Source organism: Nitrospirota bacterium, assembly GCA_040755395.1.
GTDB lineage: Bacteria > Nitrospirota > Nitrospiria > Nitrospirales > Nitrospiraceae > DATLZU01.
The window spans coordinates 176,257-201,284 of sequence record JBFMAX010000005.1 but is presented as its reverse complement, the minus strand read 5'-3'; the positions used below and the strand labels follow the sequence as shown (position 1 = coordinate 201,284).

The 25,028-nt window shown below is 62.1% G+C and carries 22 protein-coding genes and 2 tRNA genes; 10 read left to right on the top strand and 14 right to left on the bottom strand.

What is annotated here, in order from left to right:
• Nucleotides 1–20: 20 nt before the first annotated feature.
• From AB1555_10580 to AB1555_10550, 7 genes are all read right to left on the bottom strand, one after another.
• On the bottom strand, nt 21–1,148 hold the full coding sequence (locus tag AB1555_10580; GenBank protein MEW6247141.1) for an efflux RND transporter periplasmic adaptor subunit: 1,128 nt from the start codon (nt 1,146–1,148) through the stop codon (nt 21–23).
• A 361-nt stretch (nt 1,149–1,509) separates the two neighbouring features.
• Nucleotides 1,510–2,103, bottom strand: a complete 594-nt coding sequence (locus AB1555_10575) for a DJ-1/PfpI family protein (protein ID MEW6247140.1) — start codon at nt 2,101–2,103, stop codon at nt 1,510–1,512.
• 107 nt (nt 2,104–2,210) lie between these two features.
• Nucleotides 2,211–3,254, bottom strand: a complete 1,044-nt coding sequence (locus AB1555_10570) for an NAD(P)-dependent alcohol dehydrogenase (protein ID MEW6247139.1) — start codon at nt 3,252–3,254, stop codon at nt 2,211–2,213.
• A 40-nt stretch (nt 3,255–3,294) separates the two neighbouring features.
• Nucleotides 3,295–4,158 carry a pirin family protein gene (locus AB1555_10565; GenBank protein MEW6247138.1) on the bottom strand — a complete coding sequence of 288 codons (864 nt, stop codon included), beginning with the start codon at nt 4,156–4,158 and terminating at the stop codon, nt 3,295–3,297.
• A 24-nt stretch (nt 4,159–4,182) separates the two neighbouring features.
• The gene (locus tag AB1555_10560; protein ID MEW6247137.1) at nt 4,183–4,446 is read right to left on the bottom strand and encodes an SDR family oxidoreductase; all 264 of its coding nucleotides are present in this window, start codon (nt 4,444–4,446) and stop codon (nt 4,183–4,185) included.
• A 174-nt stretch (nt 4,447–4,620) separates the two neighbouring features.
• Nucleotides 4,621–4,950, bottom strand: coding sequence for a hypothetical protein (locus AB1555_10555; GenBank protein MEW6247136.1), 330 nt, complete (start codon nt 4,948–4,950; stop codon nt 4,621–4,623).
• A 256-nt stretch (nt 4,951–5,206) separates the two neighbouring features.
• Nucleotides 5,207–7,282 carry a sigma 54-interacting transcriptional regulator gene (locus tag AB1555_10550; protein MEW6247135.1) on the bottom strand — a complete coding sequence of 692 codons (2,076 nt, stop codon included), beginning with the start codon at nt 7,280–7,282 and terminating at the stop codon, nt 5,207–5,209.
• Nucleotides 7,283–7,519: 237 nt separating this feature from the next.
• On the opposite strand from AB1555_10550, the gene metH reads away from it, so the two are divergent.
• Entirely contained in the window at nt 7,520–11,188 is a 3,669-nt protein-coding gene (gene metH / locus AB1555_10545) for a methionine synthase (GenBank protein ID MEW6247134.1), read from the top strand.
• Between the two features lie 128 nt (nt 11,189–11,316).
• On the opposite strand, the gene AB1555_10540 is transcribed toward metH, so the two are convergent.
• Both AB1555_10540 and AB1555_10535 read right to left on the bottom strand, forming a co-directional pair.
• The gene (locus AB1555_10540) at nt 11,317–11,829 is read right to left on the bottom strand and encodes a hypothetical protein (protein MEW6247133.1); all 513 of its coding nucleotides are present in this window, start codon (nt 11,827–11,829) and stop codon (nt 11,317–11,319) included.
• A 129-nt stretch (nt 11,830–11,958) separates the two neighbouring features.
• Entirely contained in the window at nt 11,959–13,098 is a 1,140-nt protein-coding gene (locus tag AB1555_10535) for an HD domain-containing phosphohydrolase (protein ID MEW6247132.1), read from the bottom strand.
• A 500-nt stretch (nt 13,099–13,598) separates the two neighbouring features.
• Between AB1555_10535 and rph the strand changes: the two genes are divergently transcribed.
• The 6 genes from rph to AB1555_10505 all read left to right on the top strand — a co-directional run bounded on the left by rph (nt 13,599) and on the right by AB1555_10505 (nt 17,127).
• Nucleotides 13,599–14,324 (top strand): ribonuclease PH, encoded by a 726-nt coding sequence (gene rph, locus AB1555_10530; protein ID MEW6247131.1) that lies wholly within the window; start codon nt 13,599–13,601, stop codon nt 14,322–14,324.
• Nucleotides 14,325–14,415: 91 nt separating this feature from the next.
• Entirely contained in the window at nt 14,416–15,015 is a 600-nt protein-coding gene (locus tag AB1555_10525; GenBank protein ID MEW6247130.1) for an XTP/dITP diphosphatase, read from the top strand.
• Nucleotides 15,016–15,105: 90 nt separating this feature from the next.
• A tRNA-Pro gene (locus tag AB1555_10520) sits at nt 15,106–15,182 on the top strand.
• A 318-nt stretch (nt 15,183–15,500) separates the two neighbouring features.
• Nucleotides 15,501–15,577 (top strand) — tRNA-Arg (locus tag AB1555_10515).
• 173 nt (nt 15,578–15,750) lie between these two features.
• Nucleotides 15,751–16,110: a hypothetical protein gene (locus AB1555_10510; GenBank protein ID MEW6247129.1), complete on the top strand. Its 360-nt coding sequence runs from the start codon at nt 15,751–15,753 to the stop codon at nt 16,108–16,110.
• A gap of 381 nt (nt 16,111–16,491) precedes the next feature.
• Nucleotides 16,492–17,127: a peroxiredoxin gene (locus tag AB1555_10505; protein MEW6247128.1), complete on the top strand. Its 636-nt coding sequence runs from the start codon at nt 16,492–16,494 to the stop codon at nt 17,125–17,127.
• Between the two features lie 54 nt (nt 17,128–17,181).
• On the opposite strand, the gene AB1555_10500 is transcribed toward AB1555_10505, so the two are convergent.
• Nucleotides 17,182–19,380 carry a radical SAM protein gene (locus AB1555_10500; GenBank protein MEW6247127.1) on the bottom strand — a complete coding sequence of 733 codons (2,199 nt, stop codon included), beginning with the start codon at nt 19,378–19,380 and terminating at the stop codon, nt 17,182–17,184.
• Between the two features lie 64 nt (nt 19,381–19,444).
• The gene (locus AB1555_10495) at nt 19,445–20,590 is read right to left on the bottom strand and encodes a RuBisCO large subunit C-terminal-like domain-containing protein (protein ID MEW6247126.1); all 1,146 of its coding nucleotides are present in this window, start codon (nt 20,588–20,590) and stop codon (nt 19,445–19,447) included.
• Between the two features lie 142 nt (nt 20,591–20,732).
• On the opposite strand from AB1555_10495, the gene AB1555_10490 reads away from it, so the two are divergent.
• Together AB1555_10490 and AB1555_10485 are read left to right on the top strand one after the other, a co-directional pair.
• On the top strand, nt 20,733–21,146 hold the full coding sequence (locus AB1555_10490; protein ID MEW6247125.1) for a response regulator: 414 nt from the start codon (nt 20,733–20,735) through the stop codon (nt 21,144–21,146).
• A gap of 173 nt (nt 21,147–21,319) precedes the next feature.
• Entirely contained in the window at nt 21,320–22,102 is a 783-nt protein-coding gene (locus AB1555_10485) for a cyclase family protein (protein ID MEW6247124.1), read from the top strand.
• A 6-nt stretch (nt 22,103–22,108) separates the two neighbouring features.
• Here AB1555_10485 and AB1555_10480 read toward each other — a convergent pair whose 3' ends face one another.
• The 3 genes from AB1555_10480 to msrB all read right to left on the bottom strand — a co-directional run bounded on the left by AB1555_10480 (nt 22,109) and on the right by msrB (nt 23,890).
• A complete protein-coding gene (locus AB1555_10480; GenBank protein ID MEW6247123.1) occupies nt 22,109–22,795 on the bottom strand; it encodes a hypothetical protein in 687 nt (228 codons plus the stop codon).
• A 146-nt stretch (nt 22,796–22,941) separates the two neighbouring features.
• Nucleotides 22,942–23,325: a hypothetical protein gene (locus AB1555_10475; GenBank protein MEW6247122.1), complete on the bottom strand. Its 384-nt coding sequence runs from the start codon at nt 23,323–23,325 to the stop codon at nt 22,942–22,944.
• 127 nt (nt 23,326–23,452) lie between these two features.
• Nucleotides 23,453–23,890 (bottom strand): peptide-methionine (R)-S-oxide reductase MsrB, encoded by a 438-nt coding sequence (gene msrB, locus AB1555_10470; GenBank protein ID MEW6247121.1) that lies wholly within the window; start codon nt 23,888–23,890, stop codon nt 23,453–23,455.
• A 549-nt stretch (nt 23,891–24,439) separates the two neighbouring features.
• Here msrB and AB1555_10465 point away from each other — a divergent pair.
• Nucleotides 24,440–25,009: a DNA-3-methyladenine glycosylase I gene (locus AB1555_10465; protein MEW6247120.1), complete on the top strand. Its 570-nt coding sequence runs from the start codon at nt 24,440–24,442 to the stop codon at nt 25,007–25,009.
• Nucleotides 25,010–25,028 lie beyond the last annotated feature (19 nt).

The following is a 25,028-nucleotide window of genomic DNA, read 5'->3' as shown; positions in this document are numbered from 1 at the left end:
GTCGCCTCGTTGCGGTTCGCTCAGCGTCTGCTGATCACCTGGTCCTGTCCGCGCGCATCCCCTTCGTCTTTGGCGACCGCAACGAGCGCGCCGTCGCGCAATTTGAAGGACCCCGAAGCGGCCACCCGCTCGCCGGCCGACAACCCGGCGTGGATGACGACCTCGTCGCCGAGCATCGCGCCGCTCTCGACGTGCCGCACGCGCGCTCGGGTCTTGCCGTCCTTCTCCAGCGCGATCATGAACACTTGGTCGCCGCCCGGACCCTTTCGCAACGCGCTCACCGGGACTGCGACGGCTTTGCGCGCAGGGCCGATCGGAACCCGGACGCGCACAGAAGCGCCAGGCGCCGGCGCGTTGGCAACGCCTTCGATTCTCGCGCGAGCCATCGCGTTGCGGGTCGTCGGGTCGACGCGCGCGTCCAGCGCGATGATCTTGGCGGCGATCGGGGAAGAGTCGCCGGGGACGAACACGTCGACGCGGTCGCCTTCCCGCAGGGCGGCGGCCACCTGCTGCGGAACCGCGAAATCCACATGGACCGCATCCTCGACGCCTTGCAGCGTGGTGAGGTGAGTGCCTTCGTTGAGGTACTGGCCGGGATGCACGTCCGCCAGGCCCACCCGGGCGCGGAACGGCGCGCGGATCGTCTTGCGGGCGATGATCGCCTTGGTGCGCGCGATCTGAGCCAGCGCGACATCCAGGTCCGCGCGGGCCCGATCCACTTCCTCCTGCGCTGTGGCGAGGTCCTTCCTCAAGTTCTGCCTGCGGGCGAGCACCGTCTTCGCGAGGGCGGCCTGCGCCTGCTGGGCCTTCAGGTCGGCCTCCTCGACGGACACGTCGAGCGCCACGAGCACCGTTCCCGCTTCGACGACTTGCCCGGGTGTGAATCTGACCTCGCGGACGGTGCCGGACAGCTCGTTGCGGAGGGTGATCGACCGCAGCGCCAGGACCGTCCCGATCGAGGTGGCGATCGGGCGGTGCTCAACTTCCCGCGCGACCGCGACCGTCACGGATTCCATCGGCTCGGGTTGGTTCTCGGCGGCGGCGTGGGTTTCGTGGATGGACTTGTACTTCCATCCGGCTAGTCCCACACCGACCGTGACAACCATGAAGAGAAACAGCAAGGATCGGATCAAACGATAACCTTCCATGCGCTTCGCCTCCCCGAGTCGTTGTAGACGATAACCCTTGTCGAACCTTGAACATATGAAAAACTATCCTGGAGTCAAGCAACGATAATTCCAGACGTGTACCGGACAGGAGGGAAAGTCTAACTACTGAATGAATTGAAGGATTGCTTACTGAGGCAAATTGTGAAGGGGGAGAAGAAAACGCGAAATGCCGGAGTCACAACGCCGTCCTATCGGCGCGTGCCGAAATGTCGGCGCAAGAGCAGGGTAGAGAAGGGCTCAGGTTTTCAAACGGAATCGCCTCCGTGATGCCGGACATGGATGTCCGGAGGCGTCATGTCTTAGGCTTCCCATCTCGAATGGAACGAAGAAACACCGACCCCTACCGGGCCGCGACCGCTTCGCGCTCGCCTATGGGCGCCTTCTGCTTCAGCAGCCGGACGAATTCCCGCATCCACGACGGATGATCCGGCCAGGCCCGAGCCGAGACCATCGTCCCGTCGACCACTGCCTCCGAGTCGACGAAGTGCGCGCCGGCCGCTTTGACGTCCGGCTCCAGCGCCGGGTAGGCGGCGGTTCGCCTCCCGTTGAGCAGACCGGCGGACGTCAGCGCGAGCGCGGCGTGGCACAGGTGCGCGACCGGCTTCTCCTGCTCGAAGAAATGCCGGATGATCCGGATGCAGGCCGGGTTGTTGCGGATGTATTCGGGTGCCCGCCCGCCGGGAATCACGAGGGCCGCATAATCGGCCGGGTCGACATCGCCGAACGCCAGGTCGGCGTCCCAACTGTAGCCCGGTTTCTCCGTGTACGTGTCGTAGCCCGGCTCGAAGTCATGCACGACGAAGCGCAATTTCTTCTTGCTGGGCGCGGCGATGTGGACCTCGTAACCTTCCTCTTTCAATCGCTGGTAGGGATACAGCACTTCGAGCGACTCTGCGGCGTCACCCGTCAAGATGAGAACCTTGGGCGTTGGCATAGAGCACCTCCGGTTAAACCATGACCCAGTTCCCGGTTGATCGGCGGCATGAAGACGACGGAGCCCGGCTTTGTTGTCTTCCGTGGCGCGACGCGGCGCCTGTCCGGTTACAGTGTTTTCATATCGATGACGAAGCGATACCGCACATCGCCCTTGATCGTCCGCTCGTACGCCTCGTTGACCTGCTGGATGGGGATCACCTCGACATCCGACGCGATGTTCTGTTGGGCGCAGTAATCGAGCATCTCCTGCGTCTCGCGGATGCCCCCGATGACCGAGCCGGCCAGTCTTCTTCTCTTGAGGATGAGCGAGAAAGCTTGGACCTCCAACGGCTTGGCCGGAACGCCCACCAGCACCAGCACGCCGTCTCTGCGCAAGAGATTCAGATAGGCATTGAGATCATGGGGCGCGGAGACCGCGTCAAGGATGACATCGAACCGATTGGCGCAGGCCTCGAGGTTCTTCGGCTCGAGCGACACGACGAAGTCCTGCGCGCCAAGGCGGCGCGCATCCTGCGCTTTCGTCTTGGATGTGCTGAAGACGGTGACTTCAGCGCCCATGGAGGCGGCCAGCTTCACCGCCATATGGCCCAAGCCGCCTAGCCCGACGACTCCGACTCGCCGGCCGGGACCGGCGTTGAAATGCCTGAGCGGCGAGTAGGTGGTGATCCCTGCGCAGAGCAGAGGGGCGACGTTCGCCAGCGGCAGGTTCGGGGAAATCTTGAGCGTGTAGTTTTCGTCCACCACGATCTGAGTCGAGTAGCCGCCGTACGTCGGGGTCCTCCCGTCCTTCTCGGTGCCGTTGTAGGTCCAGGCGACATGGCCTTCGCAGTACTGCTCCAAGCCGGCTCGGCAGCTTTCGCACGTGCGGCAGGAATCCACGAAACAGCCGACGCCGGCCAGCTCACCGACTTTGAATCGCTTCACCTCTGGTCCGACCTGCGTCACGCGCCCGACGATTTCGTGGCCGGGGACCATGGGGAAGATCGCGCCGCCCCACTCGTCCCGGGCTTGGTGGATGTCTGAGTGGCAGATCCCGCAGTAGAGAATTTCGATGAGCACGTCGCGCGGGCCCGGCTCGCGCCGCTCAAAGTTGAAGGGTTCGAGAAGAGAGGTGGGGCCTCTGGCTGCATATCCTCTTGTGGGTAGCATGGGCGAACCTCCTGTGTTCGGGCTCTCCGCGTTCCTTCGCTCACGTTGCGACGAATGTTCCTCGACGGAGATCGAGCAGCGTCTGCTCGATCTCTTCTTGCGTGTTCATGACGAACGGACCGTACCGCGCGATGGGCTCACGCAGCGGTTTGCCGGACACCAGCAACATGCGGGCAGGGCGATCACCGGTGACCACTCTCACATCGTCACCGTCCCCCAACATGACAAGCCTGGGGTGCGATACCCAGGTACCGTCTTCCCGCGTCTCGCCGGTAAATTGTGCCTCCCCCTCGAACACATAGGCAAATGCCGTGTGTCCCCGTTCGATCGGCTGGCTGAATGAGGCGCGGGCGGGGATGGAGACGTCCAGGTAGGTGGGATTGGCGGCAATCCCGGTCACCGGACCGTTGACCCCGTCGACGGTTCCCGCGATCACCCGAATCTTGACTCCGCCTGCTGTGGTGATTTCCGGGATCTGGGCCGCCCGGATATCCTGGTAGCGCGGCTTGGTCATCTTGAGCTTCGCCGGCAGATTGACCCAGAGCTGGAATCCGGCGATCCCTTCCGGGCGTACCTGCGGCATTTCCTCGTGCATGATGCCTCGTCCGGCGGTCATCCACTGCACGTCGCCCGCTCCGATGGAACCGGAGTTACCGAGGGTATCCTTGTGTTGTACTTCTCCCCGCAGCACGTAGGTCACGGTTTCAATGCCTCGGTGGGGATGCAGGGGGAATCCGGCTTGATAATCGCGAGGATCGCTCGATTCGAAGTGATCCAACAACAGAAATGGATCCAGATAGTTCAATGTCTGGGTCGCGATACTCCTCTTGAGACGTACGCCCGCGCCTTCAATCACCGGTTCGGGCTCGATGATCGTTTCGATGTGACGAGGTAACACGTTCATGGCAGCCTCCTTTTGATCGGCTGATCACATCACCACACCGCCGCCGGCATGGATATTCTGTCCCGTCAACCACCGCGCCTCTTCGCTGACGACGAAGGCCACGACGTCCGCGATGTCTTCCGGCGTGCCGAGCCGCTTCAGCGGCGAAGCCTGTTCGCCCATACGGCGGAAAGCGGGATCGGCGGGGAGCATGTCGGTGATTGTATACCCCGGGGAGACCGTATTCACTGCTTTGAATAGGCGCGAGGCTAGAGGCCCGCGGCTAGAGGTCGGAGTCTCTTCCCACATTGCCCCGAGTCCCTTGCCTCTTGCCGGCTCCTGATTTTCATCATGCGTGGGCCTGCCTGTGCGTCGCACGCAGACAGGTGAGCCATCGCTCATGAAGACTGTGAGCAAGCTCATCGTTCTTTTCTCCTTTCTCCTGGCTTCACCCGCTCCCACTCCTTCGAACCGGCGTCGGCCTCAAGCGACTCTGGTGAAACTCTTCGGCTTGGTCTCGTCGACGCTCTCCTTGGGCGATCGGCTTGCAACAGAGGCCGCGTCTTTGGCCTGCCCGCCCAGCCATCCGACAAGCCACCACAGCGCGGAGGCGAACACGCCGACGGCGCCGAGAACGGAGGACCAGAAGGCCAGAAAGACAGCCAGAATCATGGTGCCCGCGCCGGTATCCGCCGGCGCATGTTCCGCGAAGCTTTCCAGCGCGGCACTGATGAGCAGCAGGCTGACACTGCCCGCCATCCATTTCATGTTCAGTTTTTGGGACCGGCTGTTCCGTCGAGTCTTGTTTGTCATAAGACCACCATGTGTCCGATCAATAATGATGAGCATGCACCAACGCGTGCCCGTTGGGCTGCGATCACATCGCGCACCTCCGATGCAGCCTAAGATGGCAATGACCGTTCCACTTCGGTCATGAGCGGAGGAACATCGGGATCATGCAGTGAAAACGAGGAAATGTTGGAGTTCAGGGAAAATCGGTGAGGAAACGCGCGGTGTCGGTGACGAGCATGTCGCGCCGAGGGATAGGCACGGCGCCGAAATGTCGGCGCTACTGCGGACGGGCAATCCCGAGCTTCTGCATTTTCGATTGGAGGGTGGTCCGTTTCATGCCGAGTTTGGCCGCGGCGCCGGACGGACCGCCGATCACCCAGTTGGCTTCGCGAAGCGCGCGCAGAATGTGCTCGCGTTCGGCGGCTTCGAGCGTCGCAACCGGCTCGGCGTTCGGCACGGTCGAGGGTTTCAGCTCGGTCAGGGGCACACTGAGCTCAGGGCCTGTAGACAGAATCACCGCTCGTTCGATCAGATTCTCCAGTTCGCGGACGTTGCCCGGCCAGTGATACCGGGTGAGCGCCTCCATTGTCTCAGTGGGGATGGTGTCGATCCGCTTGTTCATCCGCCGGGCAAACTTCTGGGCGAAGTAGCGGACGAGCAGGGGGATGTCTTCGCGCCGCTCGCGCAGCGCCGGCACCGTCAGCGGAAACACGTTGAGCCGGTAATACAAGTCGCTCCGGAACTGCTTGTCGGCCACCATTTGGGCAAGGTCCCGGTTCGTGGCGGCGACCAGGCGGACGTTGACCTTGACGGTTTTGTTGCTTCCGAGCCGTTCGAATTCCTGCTCCTGGAGGACGCGCAACAGCTTGGACTGAAGTTCCGGCGGAATGTCGCCGACCTCGTCCAGAAACAGCGTGCCGCCGTCGGCGAGCTCGAATCGACCGATCTTCTGGGCGATGGCGCCGGTGAAGGCCCCCTTTTCGTGGCCGAACAGTTCGCTTTCTAACAGACCGGAGGGAATCGCCGCGCAGTTCATCTTGACGAAGGTCCGGTCGCGCCGCCCGCTCAGATTGTGAATGGCGCGGGCCAAGAGTTCCTTCCCCGTGCCGGTCTCGCCGAGGATCAACACCGTCGAGTCCGTCGGCGCGACGATCTCGACCTGTTTGAGCACCTTCTTCAGCGCGGGGCTGTCGCCCACGATCTCCTCGAAGTTGTATTCGGTCCGGATTTCGTCTTCGAGGTAGAGCTTTTCCTTTGCGAGCTTCTCTTGGAGCAAACGGAGCTCCTCGTGTACGAGCGCGTTGTCGATCGCAATGGCGATCTGGCTGGCGGCTTGACCGAGCAGTTCGACGTCCTCCGGCGTGAACGGCTCGTCCCGGAGCCGCGCCACGTTCAGCGTGCCGAGCTTCCGCTCGCCGGAAATCAACGGGAGACAGCAGGCGGTCTTGAGCCCTTCGGCGGCGGCGCGCTGGCCGAAATCCGATTGGCACCGGCTCACCTCTCCCGGCGCGACCACAAACGGCTGACCGGCGCGGAACGCCTCGCCGGCCGGCGTGTCGAGCGTGGTGCGCAAGCCCTCCGTGATGAATCCCTTGCCGCCGGGGAAATCCAGCGCGTACACGACGAACCCGTTCCGCTCGGGCTCGTACAGGGCGAGGCTGGTGTAGTCGTGGGGAATGACCTTGCGCAAGTACGTCGCGATCGCTCCGAACAGGTCCTTGAAATTCAGGCGGGACACGACCGCGTTGTTGATCTCGAGCAGCAGCCTGAGACGGTCGCGTTCGCGCGTGAGGTGCTGTTGCGCGGTCTGGGCGCGTTCGTAGTTCAACACGTTGTCCACGGCGACGGCCACTTGCTTGGCGACTTGCTGGAGGAAGTCGATCTCCTCCTCGCCGAACGCGCACGGAGTCAGGCTGCCAAACCCCATCGCGCCGAGTCGCCGCAAGGCCGTAGTCAGCGGGACCATGACGAACGAAGCGACGCCCATTTGGCGAAGAGGTCCGATGGCTTTCGGGAAACGCTGCTCGTCCTGCGTGCACGGGACGACCAACGGCTGCTGATGGGTCCACACCCAGCCGCCGGCGGATTCCTCGACCGGCAGTTCCATGCCAAGCGCGATGCGCTGGGCCTCTTCCGTCGCCTCCAACACGTGGACGCGCATCACGTGACGATCAGGATCGTGGAGGATGAGGCCGATGAATTCGAACGGCACGACCGAGGGCAGGCGCTTCGCCAGATCATGGAACAAGGCACTGAGGTCCCGGTGCGCGGCGATCGCTTCCGAAACTCCCAGGAGGGCGCAGTACCGCGATACGGGAGTGTCGGTGCAGGGCTGGTTCGACGTCTTCTCCATCGTCAATTCGCGGGCTTCATTTGGCTGGTTAGCGAATAGCGAGTAGCCAACAGCTCATGACAACGGTGTCATACCTGTCGAAGTGCCGCGAGCAAAGTGTGGGCATCATAGGGCGAATATGGGGCCGGGTGCAAGTTACCGCTTAAGGCGGGCGACTTGCCCGTCTTAAGTCCTTCCAAGTATTATGGCCCAACATCTGAGCGGGCATCAGCTAGGCGCGTGGCAGTAGGGTCCACAATGGAACTGGAACAGATTCTCCGGGAGCGGATCGTCGTCCTCGACGGCGCGATGGGGACGATGATTCAGGCCCGCCAATTGGACGAAGCGGCGTTCCGCGGGGAGCGGTTCGCGCGGCACCCGTCCGACCTCAAGGGCTGCAACGATCTCCTCTGCATGACGCAGCCGGAGCTGATCGAGGCCATCCACGTCCAGTATCTGGAGGCCGGCGCGGACATCATCGAGACCAATACGTTCAACTCCACCGTGATCTCGATGGCCGATTATCGGCTGGAGCCTTTCGTGTACGACCTTAACCTGGCCGGCGCCCAAGCGGCCCGCAGGGCGGTCGAGGCCGTGACGGCCAAGGGTCCGTCGCGCCCGCGCTTCGTCGCCGGCGCCATCGGCCCGACCAATCGCACGGCCTCCATGTCCCCGGACGTGAACAATCCGGCGTTCCGGTCGGTGTCGTTCGACCAGTTGGTGGAGGCCTACACGGAACAGGTCCGCGGCCTGATGGACGGAGGCGTGGACGTCCTGCTGGTCGAAACCGTCTTCGACACGCTCAACTGCAAAGCGGCGCTGTTCGCGATCGACCAATACTTCGAGCGGGTCGGCCGTCGCGTGCCGGTGATGGTATCGGTCACCATCACGGACCGGAGCGGCAGAACCCTCTCCGGCCAGACGGTGGAAGCGTTCTGGAACAGCGTGTCCCACATGCCGCTGCTGAGCGTCGGGATCAACTGCGCGCTCGGCGCCAAGCAGATGCGGCCCTATCTTGAAGAGCTGGCGACCGTCGCGCCGGTGTTCATCAGTTGCTATCCGAATGCGGGACTGCCGAACGCCTTCGGCGGGTTCGACGAGACACCGGAGATCATGTCGGCCGATCTGAAGGAGTTCGCGTCCAACGGCTGGCTGAACATCGTCGGCGGCTGCTGCGGCACGACGCCCGCGCACATCCGGGCCATCGCCGAGGCGGTCAAGCCGTTCCCGCCCAGGGTGCGGCCGAGCGTCGAGCCCTACACGCGCCTGAGCGGCCTGGAGCCGTTGACCATCCGGCCCGAGACGAACTTCGTCAACATCGGCGAGCGCACGAACGTCACCGGGTCGCCGGCCTTCGCCAAGTTGATCCTTGCGGGCGACTACGAGTCCGCCCTCTCGGTGGCCCGCCAGCAGGTGGAAGGCGGCGCGCAAATGATCGACGTGAACATGGACGAGGGCATGTTGGATTCCAAGGCCGCGATGGAGACGTTCCTCCATCTGATCGCCTCGGAGCCGGACATCGCCCGCGTGCCGGTCATGATCGACAGCTCCAAGTGGGAAGTGATCGAGGCCGGGCTGAAGTGCGTCCAGGGCAAGGCGGTCGTGAACTCCATCAGCCTGAAAGAAGGCGAGGCGAAGTTCGTCGAACAGGCTCGTCTCATCCGGCGGTACGGCGCGGCGGTGATCGTCATGGCCTTCGACGAGCGGGGGCAAGCCGACACCTTCGAGCGCAAGATCGAGATCTGCGCCCGCTCGTACAGGATTCTCACCGAACAGGTCGGCTTTCCGCCGCAGGACATCTTCTTCGACCCGAACATTCTGACCGTCGCCACGGGGATTGAAGAGCACAACAACTACGCGGTCGATTTCATCGAAGCCGCCCGGTGGATCAAGCAGCACCTTCCGCTCGCCAAGGTGAGCGGCGGGATCAGCAACATCTCGTTCTCGTTCCGGGGGAACAACGTCGTCCGCGAGGCGATGCACGCGGCCTTCCTCTACCATGCGATCCGCGCCGGTCTGGACATGGGCATCGTGAACGCCGGCCAGTTGGCCGTGTACGAAGAGATCCCCAAAGACCTGCTGGAACTGGTCGAGGACGTCCTGCTCAATCGGCGGCCCGACGCAACCGAGCGGCTGGTGGCCTTCGCCGAGACCGTCAAGCAGAAGGGCAAGGCCGCCGTGAAGGACGACGAGTGGCGGCGCGGCACGGTGGAAGAGCGGCTGTCGCACGCGCTGGTCAAAGGCGTTGCGGACTATATCGAAGCGGACGTCGAGGAAGCCAGGCGGAAATACGCCAAGCCGCTCGATGTGATCGAGGGACCGCTGATGGCGGGCATGAACGTCGTCGGCGACCTATTCGGGTCCGGCAAGATGTTTCTGCCGCAGGTGGTGAAGAGCGCGCGCGTGATGAAGAAGGCGGTGGCCTATCTGTTGCCGTTCATGGAAGCGGAGAAACGGAAGTCCGGGGGGCGGCAGGCGGCCGGTAAGGTGGTGCTCGCGACCGTGAAGGGCGACGTGCACGATATCGGCAAGAACATCGTCGGGGTCGTGCTGGGCTGCAACAACTACGAGGTGCTCGACCTCGGGGTCATGGTGCCGTGCGAGAAAATTTTGGCGACCGCCCGCGAGCACAAGGCGGACATGATCGGCCTGAGCGGGCTGATTACGCCGTCGCTGGACGAGATGGTCCATGTCGCGCGCGAGATGACGCGCGAAGGGTTCCAAGTCCCGCTGCTGATCGGCGGGGCCACCACGAGCAAAGCCCACACGGCGGTGAAGATCGCGCCGGCCTATGCCCACCCGGTCGTGCACGTCCTGGATGCGTCGCGGGCGGTGGGGGTGGTCGGGAGCTTGTTAAGCTCCGACCAACGGCCCGCGTTTGTAGACAAGCTCCGGCTGGAGCAGGAGCAGATCCGGCAAGCCCATCGCGACCGCGGCCCCAAGGCCCTTAAACCGCTAGCTGATGCGCGGGCCAACCGGCTGCCGACCGATTGGGCGGCCGTCGATATTCCGACGCCCGGCTTCCTCGGCATCAAAGTCCTGGACCGCCTGCCGCTCGAGCAACTGGTGCCGTTCATCGACTGGTCGCCGTTCTTTCACACCTGGGAGTTGAAGGGACGATACCCCCAGATCCTCGACGATCCCACTCTCGGTGCAAAGGCGAGGGAGCTGTTCGCCGATGCGCGGAAATTGCTCGGCGAGATCGTGGCCAAACAACTCCTGACGGCACGCGGCGTCTACGGCTTCTACCCGGCCAACAGCGTGGGGGACGATATCGAACTGTACGCCGACGAGTCCCGGAGGACGGTCCTGACGACCTTTCATACGCTCCGGCAACAACTGGAGAAACCCGAAGGCCAGTACAACCTGGCGTTGGCCGACTTCATCGCGCCCAAGGACTCGGGGCGGCTCGATTACCTGGGAGCCTTTGCGGTGACGGCGGGAGGCGGGATCGAGGCGCTGTGCGAGCGTTTCGAGCGGGACCATGACGACTACAATTCGATCATGGCCAAGGCTCTGGCCGATCGGCTGGCCGAGGCCTTCGCGGAATGGCTGCACAAGCGAGCCCGCGAGGATTGGGGCTATGGGAAGTCCGAACGGTTGACGAACGACGATTTAATCCGTGAACGGTACCGCGGCATCCGCCCGGCGCCGGGCTATCCGGCCTGTCCCGACCACACCGAGAAACGGTTGCTATTCGACTTGCTCCAGGTCGAGAAACACGCCGGCATCTGCCTCACCGAGACCTTCGCCATGTATCCGGCCGCGTCCGTCAGCGGCCTTTACTTCGCGCATCCGCAGGCGAGATACTTCGCGGTCGGCAAGATCGGGCGAGACCAGGTATTGGACTATCAGGCCCGCAAGAAGATGCCCCTCGCCGAGATCGAGCGCTGGCTTGCTCCCAACCTGAACTACGATCCGGCTTAGTCGCTGCTGAGAAAGCAGCGAACAGCGAGCAGCCAATAGCGTTCAGCAATCAGACGTCAGCTATTAGCGGTCAGCCGTCTGAGGAATTGCTTGAAGAATCGGTGGCGCGGGGCCTCGGGAGGAGAGCGTTACGCCGTCACGTCCTGGGCCGCGCACGGCGACAAGCGGGGATTGGTGATCGCCGCGGCCAGCGCCGTTTTGATCCAGCGATACCGTTCTTCCGCCCAACGGTTGAAGCGGTCTTCGTCCGGAAACATCAGGTCCCAAGCCCGGACCGCGTCCAACAACAGCAACTGATGCGGAAGATTGTGCCCCGGGAAATAGACGACCAGTACAGCCGAGTTGCCGGTCAAGCTGATGTCCAGGAAGGTATGCAGCATCGTAGAAGAGGGGAGTGGCACGTCGCGGGAGGCGGCCTCGACGATGGGCCTGTACAGGCGGTTCAGGAATTGCGAGATCGTCTCATAGGGAGTTTTGGTCTCCAGCAGGTGCCGGTTCGGCGCCTCTCCGATGAGATGCTCCGTCAGATAGTCGACGGCTTCCCATGCCGGCATTGCGCCGGACGCGACGATGGCTTCGCAGACATAGCCGAGCCAGTTTCGGGTGATGTCCGCCCGCTGTTCGATGGACGTTCGTTCCACGCTCCGCTCCTCTTCCATCCGACGGCCGATCCGCTAGGCGGCTGCAGGTCAATGCCCGTAGCGGTTCATCGACGAGAGCGGCGGGATCATACCGATCTGCGAGCCGATGGTCAATGCGAAATGGAAACGTTATTGAGGAAGAATGGGCCGGTTGGCGAGATCGGCATACCGCTCGTGAATCTTTTTCACGTCCTCCATAGATGCCAGGAAGACGTCCAGGAGATCGGGATCGTAATGTTCCCCGCGGTGTTTCAACATCAGATCGACCGCATGATCCATCTCGAAGGCCGGTTTGTAGACTCGCTCGGTCGTCAGGGCGTCGAAGGCGTCGGCGATCGCGGCGATCCGGCCCTCGATCGGAATCCCTTCGCCCCTCAGCCCGCGCGGATAGCCGCTTCCATCCCACCGCTCGTGGTGAGTCCACGCAATGACGGCGGCGACTTTCAGTAGCTCCGCATCCGACCCGCTCAGAATGCGGTAGCCGATCTCCGCGTGTTGGGCGATGACGTTGAATTCCTCGGGCGTGAACTTGCCGGGTTTGAGGAGGACATGGTCCGGCGTCCCGATCTTTCCGATATCGTGCATGGGACTGGCCGTGCGGATGAGGTCGCAGCGTTCGGCCGATAGGCCGATCTTGCGCGCGAGAAGCTCGCAGTAGTGGCTCATCCGTTGAATGTGTTTGGCGGTTGAACTGTCTCGGAACTCGGCGGCGATGGCCAGTCGTTGGATCGTCTCCTCCCGAGACAACCGGAGCTCCTTTTCGCTTCGCTCCAGCCACTCGAGGGCTTGTTGCAACGCCATGGTGCGGGTCCGCACAATGTCTTCGAGGTTCTGGCAATGAGCCCGGTTTTCAATCTCTAGTCGTCGGCGCCGGAAGGCGTTGGCGACGTTGATGAGGACCTCGTTCGCTTCGAAGGGCTTGATGATATAGCCGAAAGCCCCCATGTCCAGCGCGGCGTTCGCCAGGACCGGGCTGTCGAGTCCGGTCACCATAATCGCAGCGGTGTGGGGATATTCGGTCAGCACATGCTGCAAGAGATCCATGCCGGATTCCCCCGGCATGTTCACGTCGCAGAGGATCAGCGCGAACGTCCGCTCTTTCAACTGCCGCCGCGCCTCACGGGCGTCGGCGGCCAGGGCGACCGGGTAGCCGTGGGTCTGGAGCATGTATCCCAACAGGCGGCGGATCGGTTCCTCGTCGTCGACCACTAAAATGTTCTTTTCATCGATCAGAGACTGGTAACCGTTGAAAGGGATCGACGTTGGCATACGGCTTCCGTTCGGTCGGTCGTGCGAGTTGGATCAGGGATGACGGTCTGCCCCGTTATCGGTCTTGCGGACGAAGCCTTGAGCGTGAAACCCCGCCGGATGGGTCAAATACAGGTGCACCTTTTGTGCCAGTATAGAGATTGCCAATTGGTTTTCAAGAAACTTTTGAGAGTTGTCGGCAAGCCTGTGCGAACGTCTTCAAAACGCGAGACGGCAGATTGGTTCTTGCTTCTTCCCGCCGAACAAACTACTCTGGCGTATGCCTTATGTGTTCCCGCATGAAGACCTCTTTGTGTACACAATTAGCCTGCTGATCGCCGGTCTCGTGTACATCCGGGTACGGCTTGTCCGCAGCCGTCGGGCGCGGACGGATCGGCGCCGGTCGCGTGGCTAGCGGGTCTCATTTGCGCCGCCGGTTTCGTTGCTCTTTCTCCGATCCTCTTCTATAATCCGCTTCCTTGAAACAGGAAGGGGTGCCGGGTATGAGCGGGGGCATGGGGTTGATCCGCATCGACGGGCGGGGGAAAGACCAGGTCCGGCCCGTGACCATCAACAGAAACTTCAATAAATATGCCGAAGGCTCGGTGCTGATTCAGATGGGGGAGACCAAGGTGATCTGCACCGCATCCGTGGAAGACAAGGTCCCTCCTTTTCTCAAAGACAAGGGCAGGGGCTGGGTGACAGCCGAATACGCCATGTTGCCGCGCGCCACGCATGAACGTTCTCCTCGAGAAGCGGTGAAGGGCAAGCAAGGGGGCCGCACCCTGGAAATTCAACGGCTGGTCGGGCGGGCGCTCCGCGCTGTCACGGATATGACGCAAATGGGGGAGCGCACGATCTGGATCGACTGTGATGTCATCCAGGCCGACGGGGGGACCCGCACCGCGTCCATCACCGGATCGTTCATCGCCCTGGCGGATGCGTTTGCGGTGCTCAAGAAGCAGGGTTTGATCAAGAAGTGTCCGCTGCTTGATTACCTGGCGGCGGTCAGCGTGGGCAAGGTCGGCGGGGAGATCATGGTCGATCTGGCCTATGAAGAGGATTCGCTGGCCGAAGTCGATATGAACCTCGTTATGACCGGGCAGGGACGGTTCGTGGAAATCCAGGGAACAGCCGAACGGACCCCGTTCGAGAAGAGCGATATGGATGAATTTCTGGCGCTTGGCTGGAAGGCCATCCAGGGCCTGGTCGAAATGCAGAAGGAATTGGTGGGGAGCCTGGAGTAACGGGAAGGACGTCATTGGTCAATGGTCATTTGTCAATCGTGTGACAAGAACACCCTTCTTCCCATTGACGAATGACGTTTGACCATTGACGATGATCAAGGAATTGGTGCTGGCGACGCGCAATAAAGACAAAGGAAGGGAGCTCACGGCGTTGCTGGCCGATTTGGGTGTCGTGATCAGGACTTTGGTTGAATTTCCCGATGCTCCCGAGGTGATCGAAGACGGGGAGACTTGCGAAGCCAACGCTGTGAAGAAGGCCGTCGCCATCGCCCGCTACACAGGGCTGCCCGCCGTGGCCGACGACACGGGATTAGAAGTGGAGGCATTGGGCGGCCGGCCGGGGGTCTATGCGGCGCGGTATGCGGGCGAGGATGCGACGTATGAAGACAACTGGCGCAAGTTGCTGCGGGAATTGGAGGGTGTTCCTCGGGAGAAGCGCTGGGCGCGTTTCGTGACCGTGGCGGCTCTGGCCGAGCCGAACGGCTCGGTCCGCACCGAGACCGGATCGCTCGAAGGGTTCATCGCGGAGAAGCCGGCCGGGACCGAGGGGTTCGGCTACGACCCGGTGTTCTATGTGCCCGAACTGGGAAAAACGCTGGCCGAACTCTCCAGCGACGAGAAGAACCGAATCAGCCATCGAGCCCGAGCCTTCGCCAAGGTCCGCGAAATTCTCATGAGGAATGTGGAATGAGGAATGTGGAATGGCGGAACAGAACAGCAAGGAATTTCGCATGGCTCATTCCTCATTCATAATTTCTCATTCCTAATTTGCGGAAGACGTCGGGGCGTAGCGCAGCCCGGTAGCGCGCCTGCTTTGGGAGCAGGATGTCGGAGGTTCAAATCCTCTCGCCCCGACCAAACCGCACTTCGTGCGAACCGCGCGCGGATAAACGCCCCCAAGTGTTCCGGTGCTTGCTCGACCCGGAGCCCTTGTGATGAGTCTTGGCGACGGGATAAACACCTCAAGTGTTTCCGAACCGGCCGGGCCAAAAGGCCAAATCCTCTCGCCCCGAGCAAGCGTTGCAGGCAGCGAGTTGTGAATTCTGAATACTGAGTTCTGAATGTTGAGTTAAAAAAGGCCGGCCCGCTCTGTCTTGCGCCTTTCACGGTCATCATCTTTCGGGTCCGAATTACAATTCAGAATTCATCATTCATTCATAAGTTTTCAGACAGTCCGCGCCCGTAGCTCAGTCGGATAGAGCAACAGCCTTCTAAGCTGTGGGTCGCAGGTTCGATTCCTGCCGGGCGCGCCAACCTTTCTTCGACTTCTCTTCAACGGCTGGCCTGGTGCACTTGCTCAAGGCAGAGGCCACGTCCTCCGGCATACAGCGAGCGCCGTTCGCGGGCCGAGACACGACGCCATTGATTTGACCGTGGCCGAGGCGTAAGGTAATGGCTATTCCCGTCGCGCACAGGGAGGTAGGGTATGGGACCGACCAAGGTGATCATCAAGGGCGACGCCCTCTACGACGCAAAAACCGGCAAGTTGATTCAAGGCGGGCTTGCCGACCGCCGAGCGATGGAAGCGTACGCGGCGCGCCATTACATCGTCCTGCCGGAAGTGGACAAGGCGGGTAAGCAGTGGGAATGGGAAGGCCGGCCGGTCTACTGTCTGCGCGGGGTACGCTACGAGTCGCTGGATGATCAGCCGCTCCACCTGGCCCGTTGCCCGGACTGCGGAGGTATGGGCGTCAGGATCGACGAGATCACTGTGGAATCCGATTGCATCCGCTGCGTGGCCTGCGGGCATGAATTTGACGCCCGACTGGAAATGATGGAGACCTGATCGGTTCCGCCGGCGCCGGAGTCCGCCTCACATCCGTTCCTCGTCCAACTCGATAATGTCCGCCAAAGTAGTCGCAGGGGGAGATGCTCGACCGGCACCCCGCGTTTGGCGGCCGCTTCGGCCAAGCGTGACCGGAAGCGCTGCCGCGCCGAGTCGTCTTTTGGTCCGGCCGTGAGACTGCGGGGGTACCGCGGTATGCTTACGAGCGCTCTCTCTGCTTGATGCAGGAGGCACTGTCTCATCGCCCGCGCGGGGGCGCTACCTGCGCCGGTTCCCGACCCTTGAACTTGCCCGTAGAGGTCAGTATGGTAAAAGGCGTTTCCACCTCAAGGGTACGATCCGTTCATACACCTGTGATCCATAGAGGAAGGAGGGAGAGTTATGGGACTGCGATTGGGAGATGACGCGCCGAATTTCACGGCGGAGACGACCGAGGGCAGGATCAATTTCCACGAATGGTTGGGGAACAGTTGGGGGATTCTCTTCTCGCATCCGAAGGATTTTACACCGGTCTGTACCACCGAACTGGGCTACATGGCGCGGATCAAGTCCGAGTTCGAGAAGCGGAACGTCAAAGTGATCGCGATCAGCGTGGACCCGCTGGACGCGCACAAGGGGTGGACCAAGGACATCAACGAAACCCAAAACTGCACGGTCAATTTCCCGTTGATCGCCGATCCGGAGAAAAAGGTGGCGATGCTCTACGACATGATCCATCCCAACGCGCTGGACAATATGACGGTGCGGTCGGTGTTCGTCATCGGACCTGACAAAAAGATCAAATTGATGATTACCTATCCCGCTTCGTGCGGCCGGAACTTCGACGAATTGTTGCGGGTGGTGGATTCGCTTCAGTTGACGGCCAAATATAAGGTGGCGACGCCGGTCAACTGGAAGGACGGGGAAGACTGCATCATCACGCCGGCGGTGAACGACGAGGAGGCCAAGACGCTCTTCCCAAAGGGTTTCCGCGCCGTGAAACCCTATCTGCGCTACACGCCGCAGCCAAACAAGTGAAATATTTCGTCCTTACCCGACCCTCCCCATTCAGGGGGAGGGTCGGGGAGAGGGTCAGACGAGCAAGAGGCCGACCGCTCTGGCTTTCTGCCAGGCGGTCGAGCGTAGCAGCGCATCAAAGACCCGAGGCCCGCCGAAGGGGAAGCGGGCCCGCACGTCGCGGAGCAGAGGATAGCCCTCGCCGCGTTTCGTGCGCGCGGGCGTCGCGGTCCGGATCAACGTCGCTAGCCACTCGGCTTTGCCGGGCGAAAGTCTGACGTCGGCATCTTCGACTCGATTGGGCAGGATCAGCCGGGAGCGAGTGCGACCGCGTCGCTCGATGACCGGCTCGCCTCCGACCCAGACAAGCCGCCGCTCGGCGGTCGGGTCATCTTCTTCGCGCGATCCTTCCGCAAGGGCCCGGTCCACCCAATCCCACGGCACCTTGGGCCGCGGGACCGGCCGGTCGAACCACCGGCGCACATCGGCGGTGAGTCCCCGTCCTTCCATGTAGTTGAACAACGCGTGGCGCAGTCCTTCGCCCAGCCAGGCGGGCGCCCGGCCGGTCCGATCTTCGTGCGTCAGATCGTTTTCCGCAAACCCGCCGAAAGACGGACCGGTGATGCGAATACCGTGGGCTTCCGGAGCCAGCCCGATCGGGCTATGGGCCGTCGCGGTGAACTTGTGCCAGAAGGCGGACTGAATCAGTCCGGCGGCGAACAGTTGGCGGACTCGCTCGAGGCTCTCCACGGTTTCTGCGACGGTTTCTCCCGGGCAGTCGTACATCAGGTAAGCATGGACGAGGACGCCGGCCTGCCGAAACGCGTCGGCCACACGGGCCGCCTGCGCGACGGTGATGCCCTTCTTCATCGCCTCCAGCAAACGGTCCGAGGCGGCTTCCAGGCCGGCGCTGACGGCGACGCAACCCGAGGCCGCCAACAACCGGCACAGATCGAGTGTAAAGGCTTCCTCGAATCTGATGTTGCCCCACCACGTGATCGTGACGCCTCGTTCCAAAAGCGTCAACGCCAGCGCCTTGAGACCGGCGGGCGGCGCCGCCTCGTCCACGAAATGAAACCCGCGCCGGCCGGTTTCCGCGATCAGCGCCTCGATCCGATCGGCGAGGACCTTGTCCGGCGCGGCTTCATACCGGCTGATGTAGTCCAACCCCACGTCGCAGAACGTGCATTGTTTCCAGTAACAGCCGTGCGCTACCGTGAGCTTGTTCCAGTGCCCGTCGGACCAGAGCCGATGCATGGGATTCAGCGTGTCGAGGATCGAGAGATACCGGGTCAGCGGCAAGCCGTCATAGGTCGGCGCGCCCGTTTCCGCCATCCCGAAGTCCGGTTCGCGGTTTCCGTTTCGGAAGACCACTCGATCGCTCGACCGCAGGAACGTCCGGCAGAGTTCGGCGTCTTCGCGCTTGCCGGCCAGATGTTCGAGCAGGCAGAGCAGCGGACGTTCGCCGTCGTCCAGCGTGACATAGTCCAGATACTCGAACACGCGGGGGTCTTGGAGCCGTCGCAACTCCGTGTTGGCATAGCCGCCGCCGAGCACCATCGTGACAGATGGGCGGCGCTGTTTGAGCGTCTGGGCGATGCGAAACGCCCCGTAGAGATTGCCGGGGAAGGGGACTGTAAGCCCGATAACCGCCGGGTTTGTCTCTTCAATGTGGCACCAGAGCGCGGTGAGCATCAGTTCGTCGGTCAGACTGGGCGGCGCGGCGAGGGCGTGGAGAATCGGATCGAACGACGAGGCGGACGTGCCGACCTGTTCCGCATAGCGGCTCAAGGCGAATTGCGGAGCGACGGTGGCGCGGACCAAGTCGGCCAGGTCCTCCAAATACAGGGAGGCCAGGCGCCGAGCCCGATCGAAGGTCGGCACGGTCTGCGGCGACGCGACCTGGTCGAGGCCGGCCGAGAATCGAGGACCCTGCGGGAGGAAGTGACCTTGACAGATGCGTGACGCGAGAGAAGGGTCGCGGCCTTGGAGAAAGCTCACGACTGGGTCGATGGAATCCAGATAGGCCCGCTCCAGGGCGAGCATCTGTTGGGCTTCGCCTGGCAAATCGGAATGTAACAGGCGAATCCGATCGAAGACCTGTTCGAGACCGGCCCGTGAGAACAGACCCAGCACCATTTCGAGGCCGATGTCGGCCTGCGCAACCGCGAACCCGCGAGATCGGAGAAAACCGGTCAGATACGCGGTCGAGGGGTACGGGGTGTTGAGTTGGGTCAAGGGCGGAATGAGCAGAAGGAGAGACGGGGTGGTCATGGAATCGGAATATCACATCGATCAGCCTGGCCGCCAGGTCACATCGGGATTGCGCCGGCTCCGACTACACCTGTCCTCCGACTGCTTGGATGAACCTGCGACAAGCTTTCACCAATCCATCCGTATCACGCTGGATGCTGCTTCCCAAGATGAACAGCACGTCGTCGCCGTAAAGGTCGCGCATGTCCTTGATCCGATCGAATCCCATCCGCCCTGCGGCGGTCGGGAAGATCGGCTTGAGACGGCCCCACGGAACGGCGGTCACGGCGGCGATGTGCCGGCACTCGTCCCGGGTGATGGGAAAGTCCAGCCCGAAGGTCGGGTAGATGCTGGCGTCGGCGCCGGCGAGGCGGGGCAGTCGGCCGAACAATACCGGAGGCGCGATGCCGCTGTCGGGATCAACGTAGTACGTGCCCAACATCGCGGGGTGACTGAGGATGGGCAGCCCGATCCCGTCGTCCTGCGCGATGAGGCGGAGCCCGTCGTACCCGGTCAGTCCCGGACAGATCAGCAGCCCGCCCGCCCCGGCTTTTTCGGCGATCAAGCAGCGCTCATGCATCGTCTCCCACGGTCCGCTTACATGGGGTACGTAGAGGCAATTTCGTCCGGTTTCTCGATTGGCTTTGGCGACCGCCTCGGCGCAACGTTGCACTCGTTCGCGAAAGGGACAGAACGGCTGGTCGCCCAGGCTTTGGTCGTCCTTAACGAGGTCGAGCCCGCCGAGCGCAAACTGATAGGCCAGGTCGGCGAGGGCGGCGGGTGAAAGGCCCAAGGGTTTCAGTACGCCGCAGACGAGAGGCCGGTCGGGAACGTCGACCAACACGCGCAAGCCGATCCGGCCGAAGCGGGGGCCGGGCCGTCCTTGCAGGACTTGTTCGGGGAGCGAGATCTCTGTCACCCGGACGCCCGGCTTCAGGCTGCTGATTCCAAAGACCACGTTGAGAAGTTGCGAACAGTCGTCGGTCAGCAGCTCAACGGGAAAGCTGATCACGGCCTCGTGCCGGTCGGCGCCGAGAGAACGGAAACCTTCGATCCGTCCAAGAATCTCGTCGCGAATCGTGCCGGCCGGCAGGATTTCCTCCGGCGCTTCCACCGTCTGATCGATGCAGATCAGATCCGCCTTGGCCCGAGCTTCCGCCTCCGGACCTCGCACGTGGTAGGCGACATGAAAGCGTGTTCCGGAGAGTGTTGTCTGCGGATCGGAAGTCATGGCATTGTGCCTCAGCGGTCGCGTCAGTCGCGAAAGCTGGGACGGATACGCCAAGCGTACCCTGGAAACGGGGCGGATGTCAGCTTTTGACGGTTCGAAGTTTGGGTGCTACACGTTAAACTGGGTGATGCGGGAGGCGACGATGGCTGCTTTATCGAAAGAGCCGCAGGCTTCGACCGGGATGCATGCTCCCTCCACAACGGTTCTGGTGGTGGATGACGAGCGGGCGATCTGCTGCCTGACCGGATGGATGCTGGAAAAGCAGGGTTACCGGGTCCTGCGGGCGGTTGATGGAGAGGAAGCCATCCGAACGTTTCAGGCTCATGCAGGAGCTGTTCATCTCCTGGTGGCTGATATTGTCATGCCCCGCATGAGCGGCCCCGTGCTGGCCCAGCAGCTTCGGGTCCTGTGCCCGACCCTCCCGGTCCTCTTTACGTCAGGGATCGTCTCGGCGAAAAACTTCGAAGGGATCATGGGCGGCTGGTTTCTTCCGAAGCCGTACACGCAAGAGGTGTTGGCCGAAAAAGTCCACGAAGTCATCAAACGCTCCGCGTAATATTTTCCCATCGCTCCTGCCTTTGGATCCATCCTAACGGCTGTTTCCCGGTGTCTCCCCGACAAGCTTGGCATTGCTCCTCTTCTTGAATACCTCCGCCAGCAAATGAGCGGTCCGGCTGGTCGCAAACCGCGCGCCGTGCTATAGAAGTGAGCCAACGAACGGAGGCGGATATGCAAATGAAGGGCATATGGCTCATTGGGTTGTTCATGATGGCATGGCCTTGCATGGTGTCGGCGCAGATCGACGAGAGCAAGCTGGTCGATCTCACCCATCCTTTCGACGAACACACCGTGGCCTGGCCGACGAATAAGCCGTTCTCATGGGAGAAGACGTCGTGGGGCATGACGCCGGGCGGGTACTGGTACGCCTCCGCCGACTTCGCTACCTCGGAACACGGCGGGACGCACATCGATGCGCCGATCCATTTCGGCCAGGGCCGTCTGCCCGTGGACGAGATTCCGCTGCGGAAACTGGTCGGTCCTGCTGTGGTGATCGACGTCACGAAGGTTGTCGAACAGGACCGGGACTACCGGTTGACGGTGGCGGACATCGCGGCCTGGGAGCGGCGTCACGGGCGCATCCCCGACGGCGCGATCGTTGTCCTGCGAACCGGGTGGGCCAGGTATTGGCCGGACCGGAAAAAGTATTTCGGGACCGACACGCCGCATGATCCCGCGACGCTTCATTTTCCCGGTTTCTCGAAGGAAGCCGCGGAATTTCTGCTCACGGAGCGAAGGATCGACGGTGTCGGCATCGATACGGCCAGCATCGACTATGGGCAGTCCCGCGATTTCATCGTGCACCGGATTCTCAACGGCGCCGACGTATATGGCCTCGAAAACATCGCCAACCTCGACAAGCTGCCGCCCACCGGGGCCATGCTGATCGCGCTGCCGATCAAGATCAAGGGCGGCACCGGCGGGCCGGTGCGGATCATCGCCATCCTGCCGTAGCGGGGGCTAAGATCCCCGTGCACGAGCCGCCCGGACGTGAAGTCGGCCGGCCAGGTCGATGAACGGGGCGGTCATGGCCACGACGGCCAACAGGAAGAGCGGCCAGTTGAACCCTACGGGCCTCACGGTGTTTATCGCTTCCATCCCCTCGGCCGCTACGCTGATCGCGTCAGCCATAAACACATAGAGTGCCAGAGCCACGCCGAAGAGGCTCAGGCCCCAGGTCCAGCGCCGGGGTCTGAGCGCCGGTTCCACTTGCTCGGCCCGGCAAAGCAGAGTCCCGCCCGCGATCATGACGAGCGCGATGGTCGCCGGCGCCAACACCGGCCCCCACCAAGGCAGAGGGATCAGGAACAAGATGTCCCAGTCCAAGGGTGACCGGGGCCAGCCGCTGATCACGTGCAGAAAGACATAGTACAGAATGTCCCAGATTCCGAAAGCGATCAGGAAGCAGCCGAAACGACTTCGGCTCGTTCGGCCGGCCAGCCATGCGACGGCGGCAAGCATCACTAACGTGGCGGCTTCCCTGACGAACTCGACCCAAAGCAGATCGGCGCGCACAGGAATCGGGTGCGGCCGGTATGGGTCCACGCGACCGACAAGGGTACGCAGATAGAACACCGTCGCCGATTCGGCCCACGCCATTCCGGCTGTATAGAGAGCCAGCATGATCCAGCGTGGCCGGGTATCCATGGCAGGCGCACATCCAACGGGAAGCCGCACAAAAATTCTATCCTACTGTTGACTGGCAGTGCAGAGCCTGCGATTCGCGACGCGCGTTCGCCTCTTACGGGTCGCCCGGCGTAGATGGAGTCTGAGGGTTCGGTGGCGCCGGACGGTCAGATGGCGTCATCCGGAAGCAGGCGCGGCTTACCGGTGGAATCTTTTGAGGATTTGAACTCGAAATGCAAGGACGGGTGATCGGGATCGATAGAAAAGCGGAACGTCGTCTCGCCCGTGATGTGCTCGCCGGAGCGGGATTTGCCTTTTGGATAAAACTTGAACGTGAGATGTCCGCGCCGCTCCTGCGTCTGGTCGTCGGATTCGACCGAGCCCTGCAGATCCAGGTGGTCGTGAAACGCGTCCAACGCCCTTCCCGCCAGCTCATAGAGCAAGGTGTCGGCGATGTCCGAATCAAAGTGCAACGAGTTCGGACGGTCATCAGCCCAGGCGGGCAGGGCGGCGAAGCAGAAGGCGGCGAGAAAAATCAGCTTGATCGGCATGGCGGCAGTCTAGTCCTCCTTGCCGGGCACGGTCAAGAGAGACGGCTAGGTTGGCTCTACGGTCGACCGGCAATCGCGGGAAACTGTTCCTTTCGGTTGACCATTGACGAATGACGATTGACGAAGGTTACGCCGGCACGAACTTCAGCGCCGCCGAGTTGATGCAATACCGCAGCCCGGTCGGCGGCGGGCCGTCTTTGAACACGTGTCCCTGGTGGCCGTCGCACCTTGCGCAGTGGACTTCGGTCCGCGGCACGAACAGTTTGAAATCGGTTTTGGTCCCGATGACGTGGGGCGCGATCGGCTGCCAGAAGCTGGGCCAACCGGTGCCGCTGTCGAACTTGTGTTGCGACGAGAACAACGGCAGGTCGCAGCCCGCGCACAGATACACGCCGGGCTCCTTGTTGTCGTGATAGGCGCCGGTAAACGCCCGTTCCGTCGCCTCGTGCCGCAGCACCTGGTACTGCTCGGGCGTGAGCAGTTTCCTCCATTCGTCGTCCGACTTGACCACCTTGACGATCTGCGCCGGAATCGACACCGCTTTCACGGGTTTCTTCTGATCCATCGCCGGGCCCTCCTATTTTCTGGCTCTTCCGGATCTTGTGTGGGTATAGAACTCTGGGACATCCCTCGCCCCCGCTCTGCGGGAAAAAGGGTGCGGGTGAGGGGGAGATCGGCATGGGGCCGTGACCTGTTCAGAAACATCGTGGGCCTCCATGGGCATCACAGTCTTGTCCACCAACCCCGGCGTTCACCCTCATTCTCCCCTCTCCCCTCAAGGGAGAGGGAAAAAGAAAGACCCACACGATTTCCTGAAGAACCTATTTTCTTATGGAAAAGCATGGTGCTGCCGGTTTGGTTCCGTTGATTCTTACACGGTCTTTTCGAGCGTACGGCCGCGACCTGCTGAAAGGATAAAGCGACAGGCTCGCACCTTAGGCAAGTCTCGCGACTCGCGCGAACTGCCCGACGCGCGGTGTCCCAGATGTGAGTAGCTTACCGATTTGTTCATTCTTTTGCCAGACCGATCGGATCGGGTTTTTGTCAAGCGGAGCGTCGCTTGACTTCGTCGCAGGCAAGTGGCACCAGTATTGATCCCTGACTGGAGGAGCCAATGAAAACCCGCTGCGAGTGGGCGAAGACCGAGCTGATGACTCGGTATCACGACGAGGAATGGGGCATGCCGGTCCACGACGATCGGCGGCTGTTCGAGTTTCTGATTCTTGAAGGCGCTCAGGCGGGATTGAGCTGGGAGACGATTCTGAAAAAGCGGGGCGCGTACCGCGCCGCCTTCGATGGGTTCGACGCCAAAGCCGTAGCCGAGTATGACGGGAAGAAAATCCGGCGGCTGCTGACCGATCCGGGCATCGTCCGCAACCGGCTCAAGATCGCGGCTGCGATCGACAACGCCAAAGCCTTCCTGCAAGTGCAACGGGAGTTCGGCAGTTTCGACGCCTACGTCTGGCAATTCGTCGGCGGCAAACCCAAGGTCAACCGCCGGCGGTCGCTGAAGGAGATTCCCGCCCGTACGCGTGAATCGGACGCGATGAGCAAGGACCTCACACGACGAGGATTTCGATTCGTCGGCTCGACCATCTGTTATGCCTTCATGCAGGCGGTCGGGATGGTCAACGACCACACGGTCCGCTGCTTCCGGTACAAGCAGCTACGTTCCCGGGTGTGAGACGACGCCGACGGGGATG

Coding starts and splice junctions, on each gene's coding strand:
- AB1555_10475 (MEW6247122.1), bottom strand. CDS start 23,325: ATGCCGATCAAGCTGATTTTTCTCGCCGCCTTCTGCTTCGCCGCCCTG.
- AB1555_10510 (MEW6247129.1), top strand. CDS start 15,751: ATGGGACCGACCAAGGTGATCATCAAGGGCGACGCCCTCTACGACGCA.
- msrB (MEW6247121.1), bottom strand. CDS start 23,890: ATGGATCAGAAGAAACCCGTGAAAGCGGTGTCGATTCCGGCGCAGATC.
- AB1555_10485 (MEW6247124.1), top strand. CDS start 21,320: ATGCAAATGAAGGGCATATGGCTCATTGGGTTGTTCATGATGGCATGG.
- AB1555_10465 (MEW6247120.1), top strand. CDS start 24,440: ATGAAAACCCGCTGCGAGTGGGCGAAGACCGAGCTGATGACTCGGTAT.
- AB1555_10565 (MEW6247138.1), bottom strand. CDS start 4,158: ATGAACGTGTTACCTCGTCACATCGAAACGATCATCGAGCCCGAACCG.
- AB1555_10490 (MEW6247125.1), top strand. CDS start 20,733: ATGGCTGCTTTATCGAAAGAGCCGCAGGCTTCGACCGGGATGCATGCT.
- AB1555_10535 (MEW6247132.1), bottom strand. CDS start 13,098: ATGCCAACGTCGATCCCTTTCAACGGTTACCAGTCTCTGATCGATGAA.
- AB1555_10505 (MEW6247128.1), top strand. CDS start 16,492: ATGGGACTGCGATTGGGAGATGACGCGCCGAATTTCACGGCGGAGACG.
- AB1555_10570 (MEW6247139.1), bottom strand. CDS start 3,254: ATGCTACCCACAAGAGGATATGCAGCCAGAGGCCCCACCTCTCTTCTC.
- AB1555_10495 (MEW6247126.1), bottom strand. CDS start 20,590: ATGACTTCCGATCCGCAGACAACACTCTCCGGAACACGCTTTCATGTC.
- AB1555_10555 (MEW6247136.1), bottom strand. CDS start 4,950: ATGACAAACAAGACTCGACGGAACAGCCGGTCCCAAAAACTGAACATG.
- AB1555_10550 (MEW6247135.1), bottom strand. CDS start 7,282: ATGGAGAAGACGTCGAACCAGCCCTGCACCGACACTCCCGTATCGCGG.
- metH (MEW6247134.1), top strand. CDS start 7,520: ATGGAACTGGAACAGATTCTCCGGGAGCGGATCGTCGTCCTCGACGGC.
- AB1555_10575 (MEW6247140.1), bottom strand. CDS start 2,103: ATGCCAACGCCCAAGGTTCTCATCTTGACGGGTGACGCCGCAGAGTCG.
- AB1555_10525 (MEW6247130.1), top strand. CDS start 14,416: ATGATCAAGGAATTGGTGCTGGCGACGCGCAATAAAGACAAAGGAAGG.
- AB1555_10580 (MEW6247141.1), bottom strand. CDS start 1,148: ATGGAAGGTTATCGTTTGATCCGATCCTTGCTGTTTCTCTTCATGGTT.
- AB1555_10480 (MEW6247123.1), bottom strand. CDS start 22,795: ATGGATACCCGGCCACGCTGGATCATGCTGGCTCTCTATACAGCCGGA.
- AB1555_10500 (MEW6247127.1), bottom strand. CDS start 19,380: ATGACCACCCCGTCTCTCCTTCTGCTCATTCCGCCCTTGACCCAACTC.
- AB1555_10560 (MEW6247137.1), bottom strand. CDS start 4,446: ATGTGGGAAGAGACTCCGACCTCTAGCCGCGGGCCTCTAGCCTCGCGC.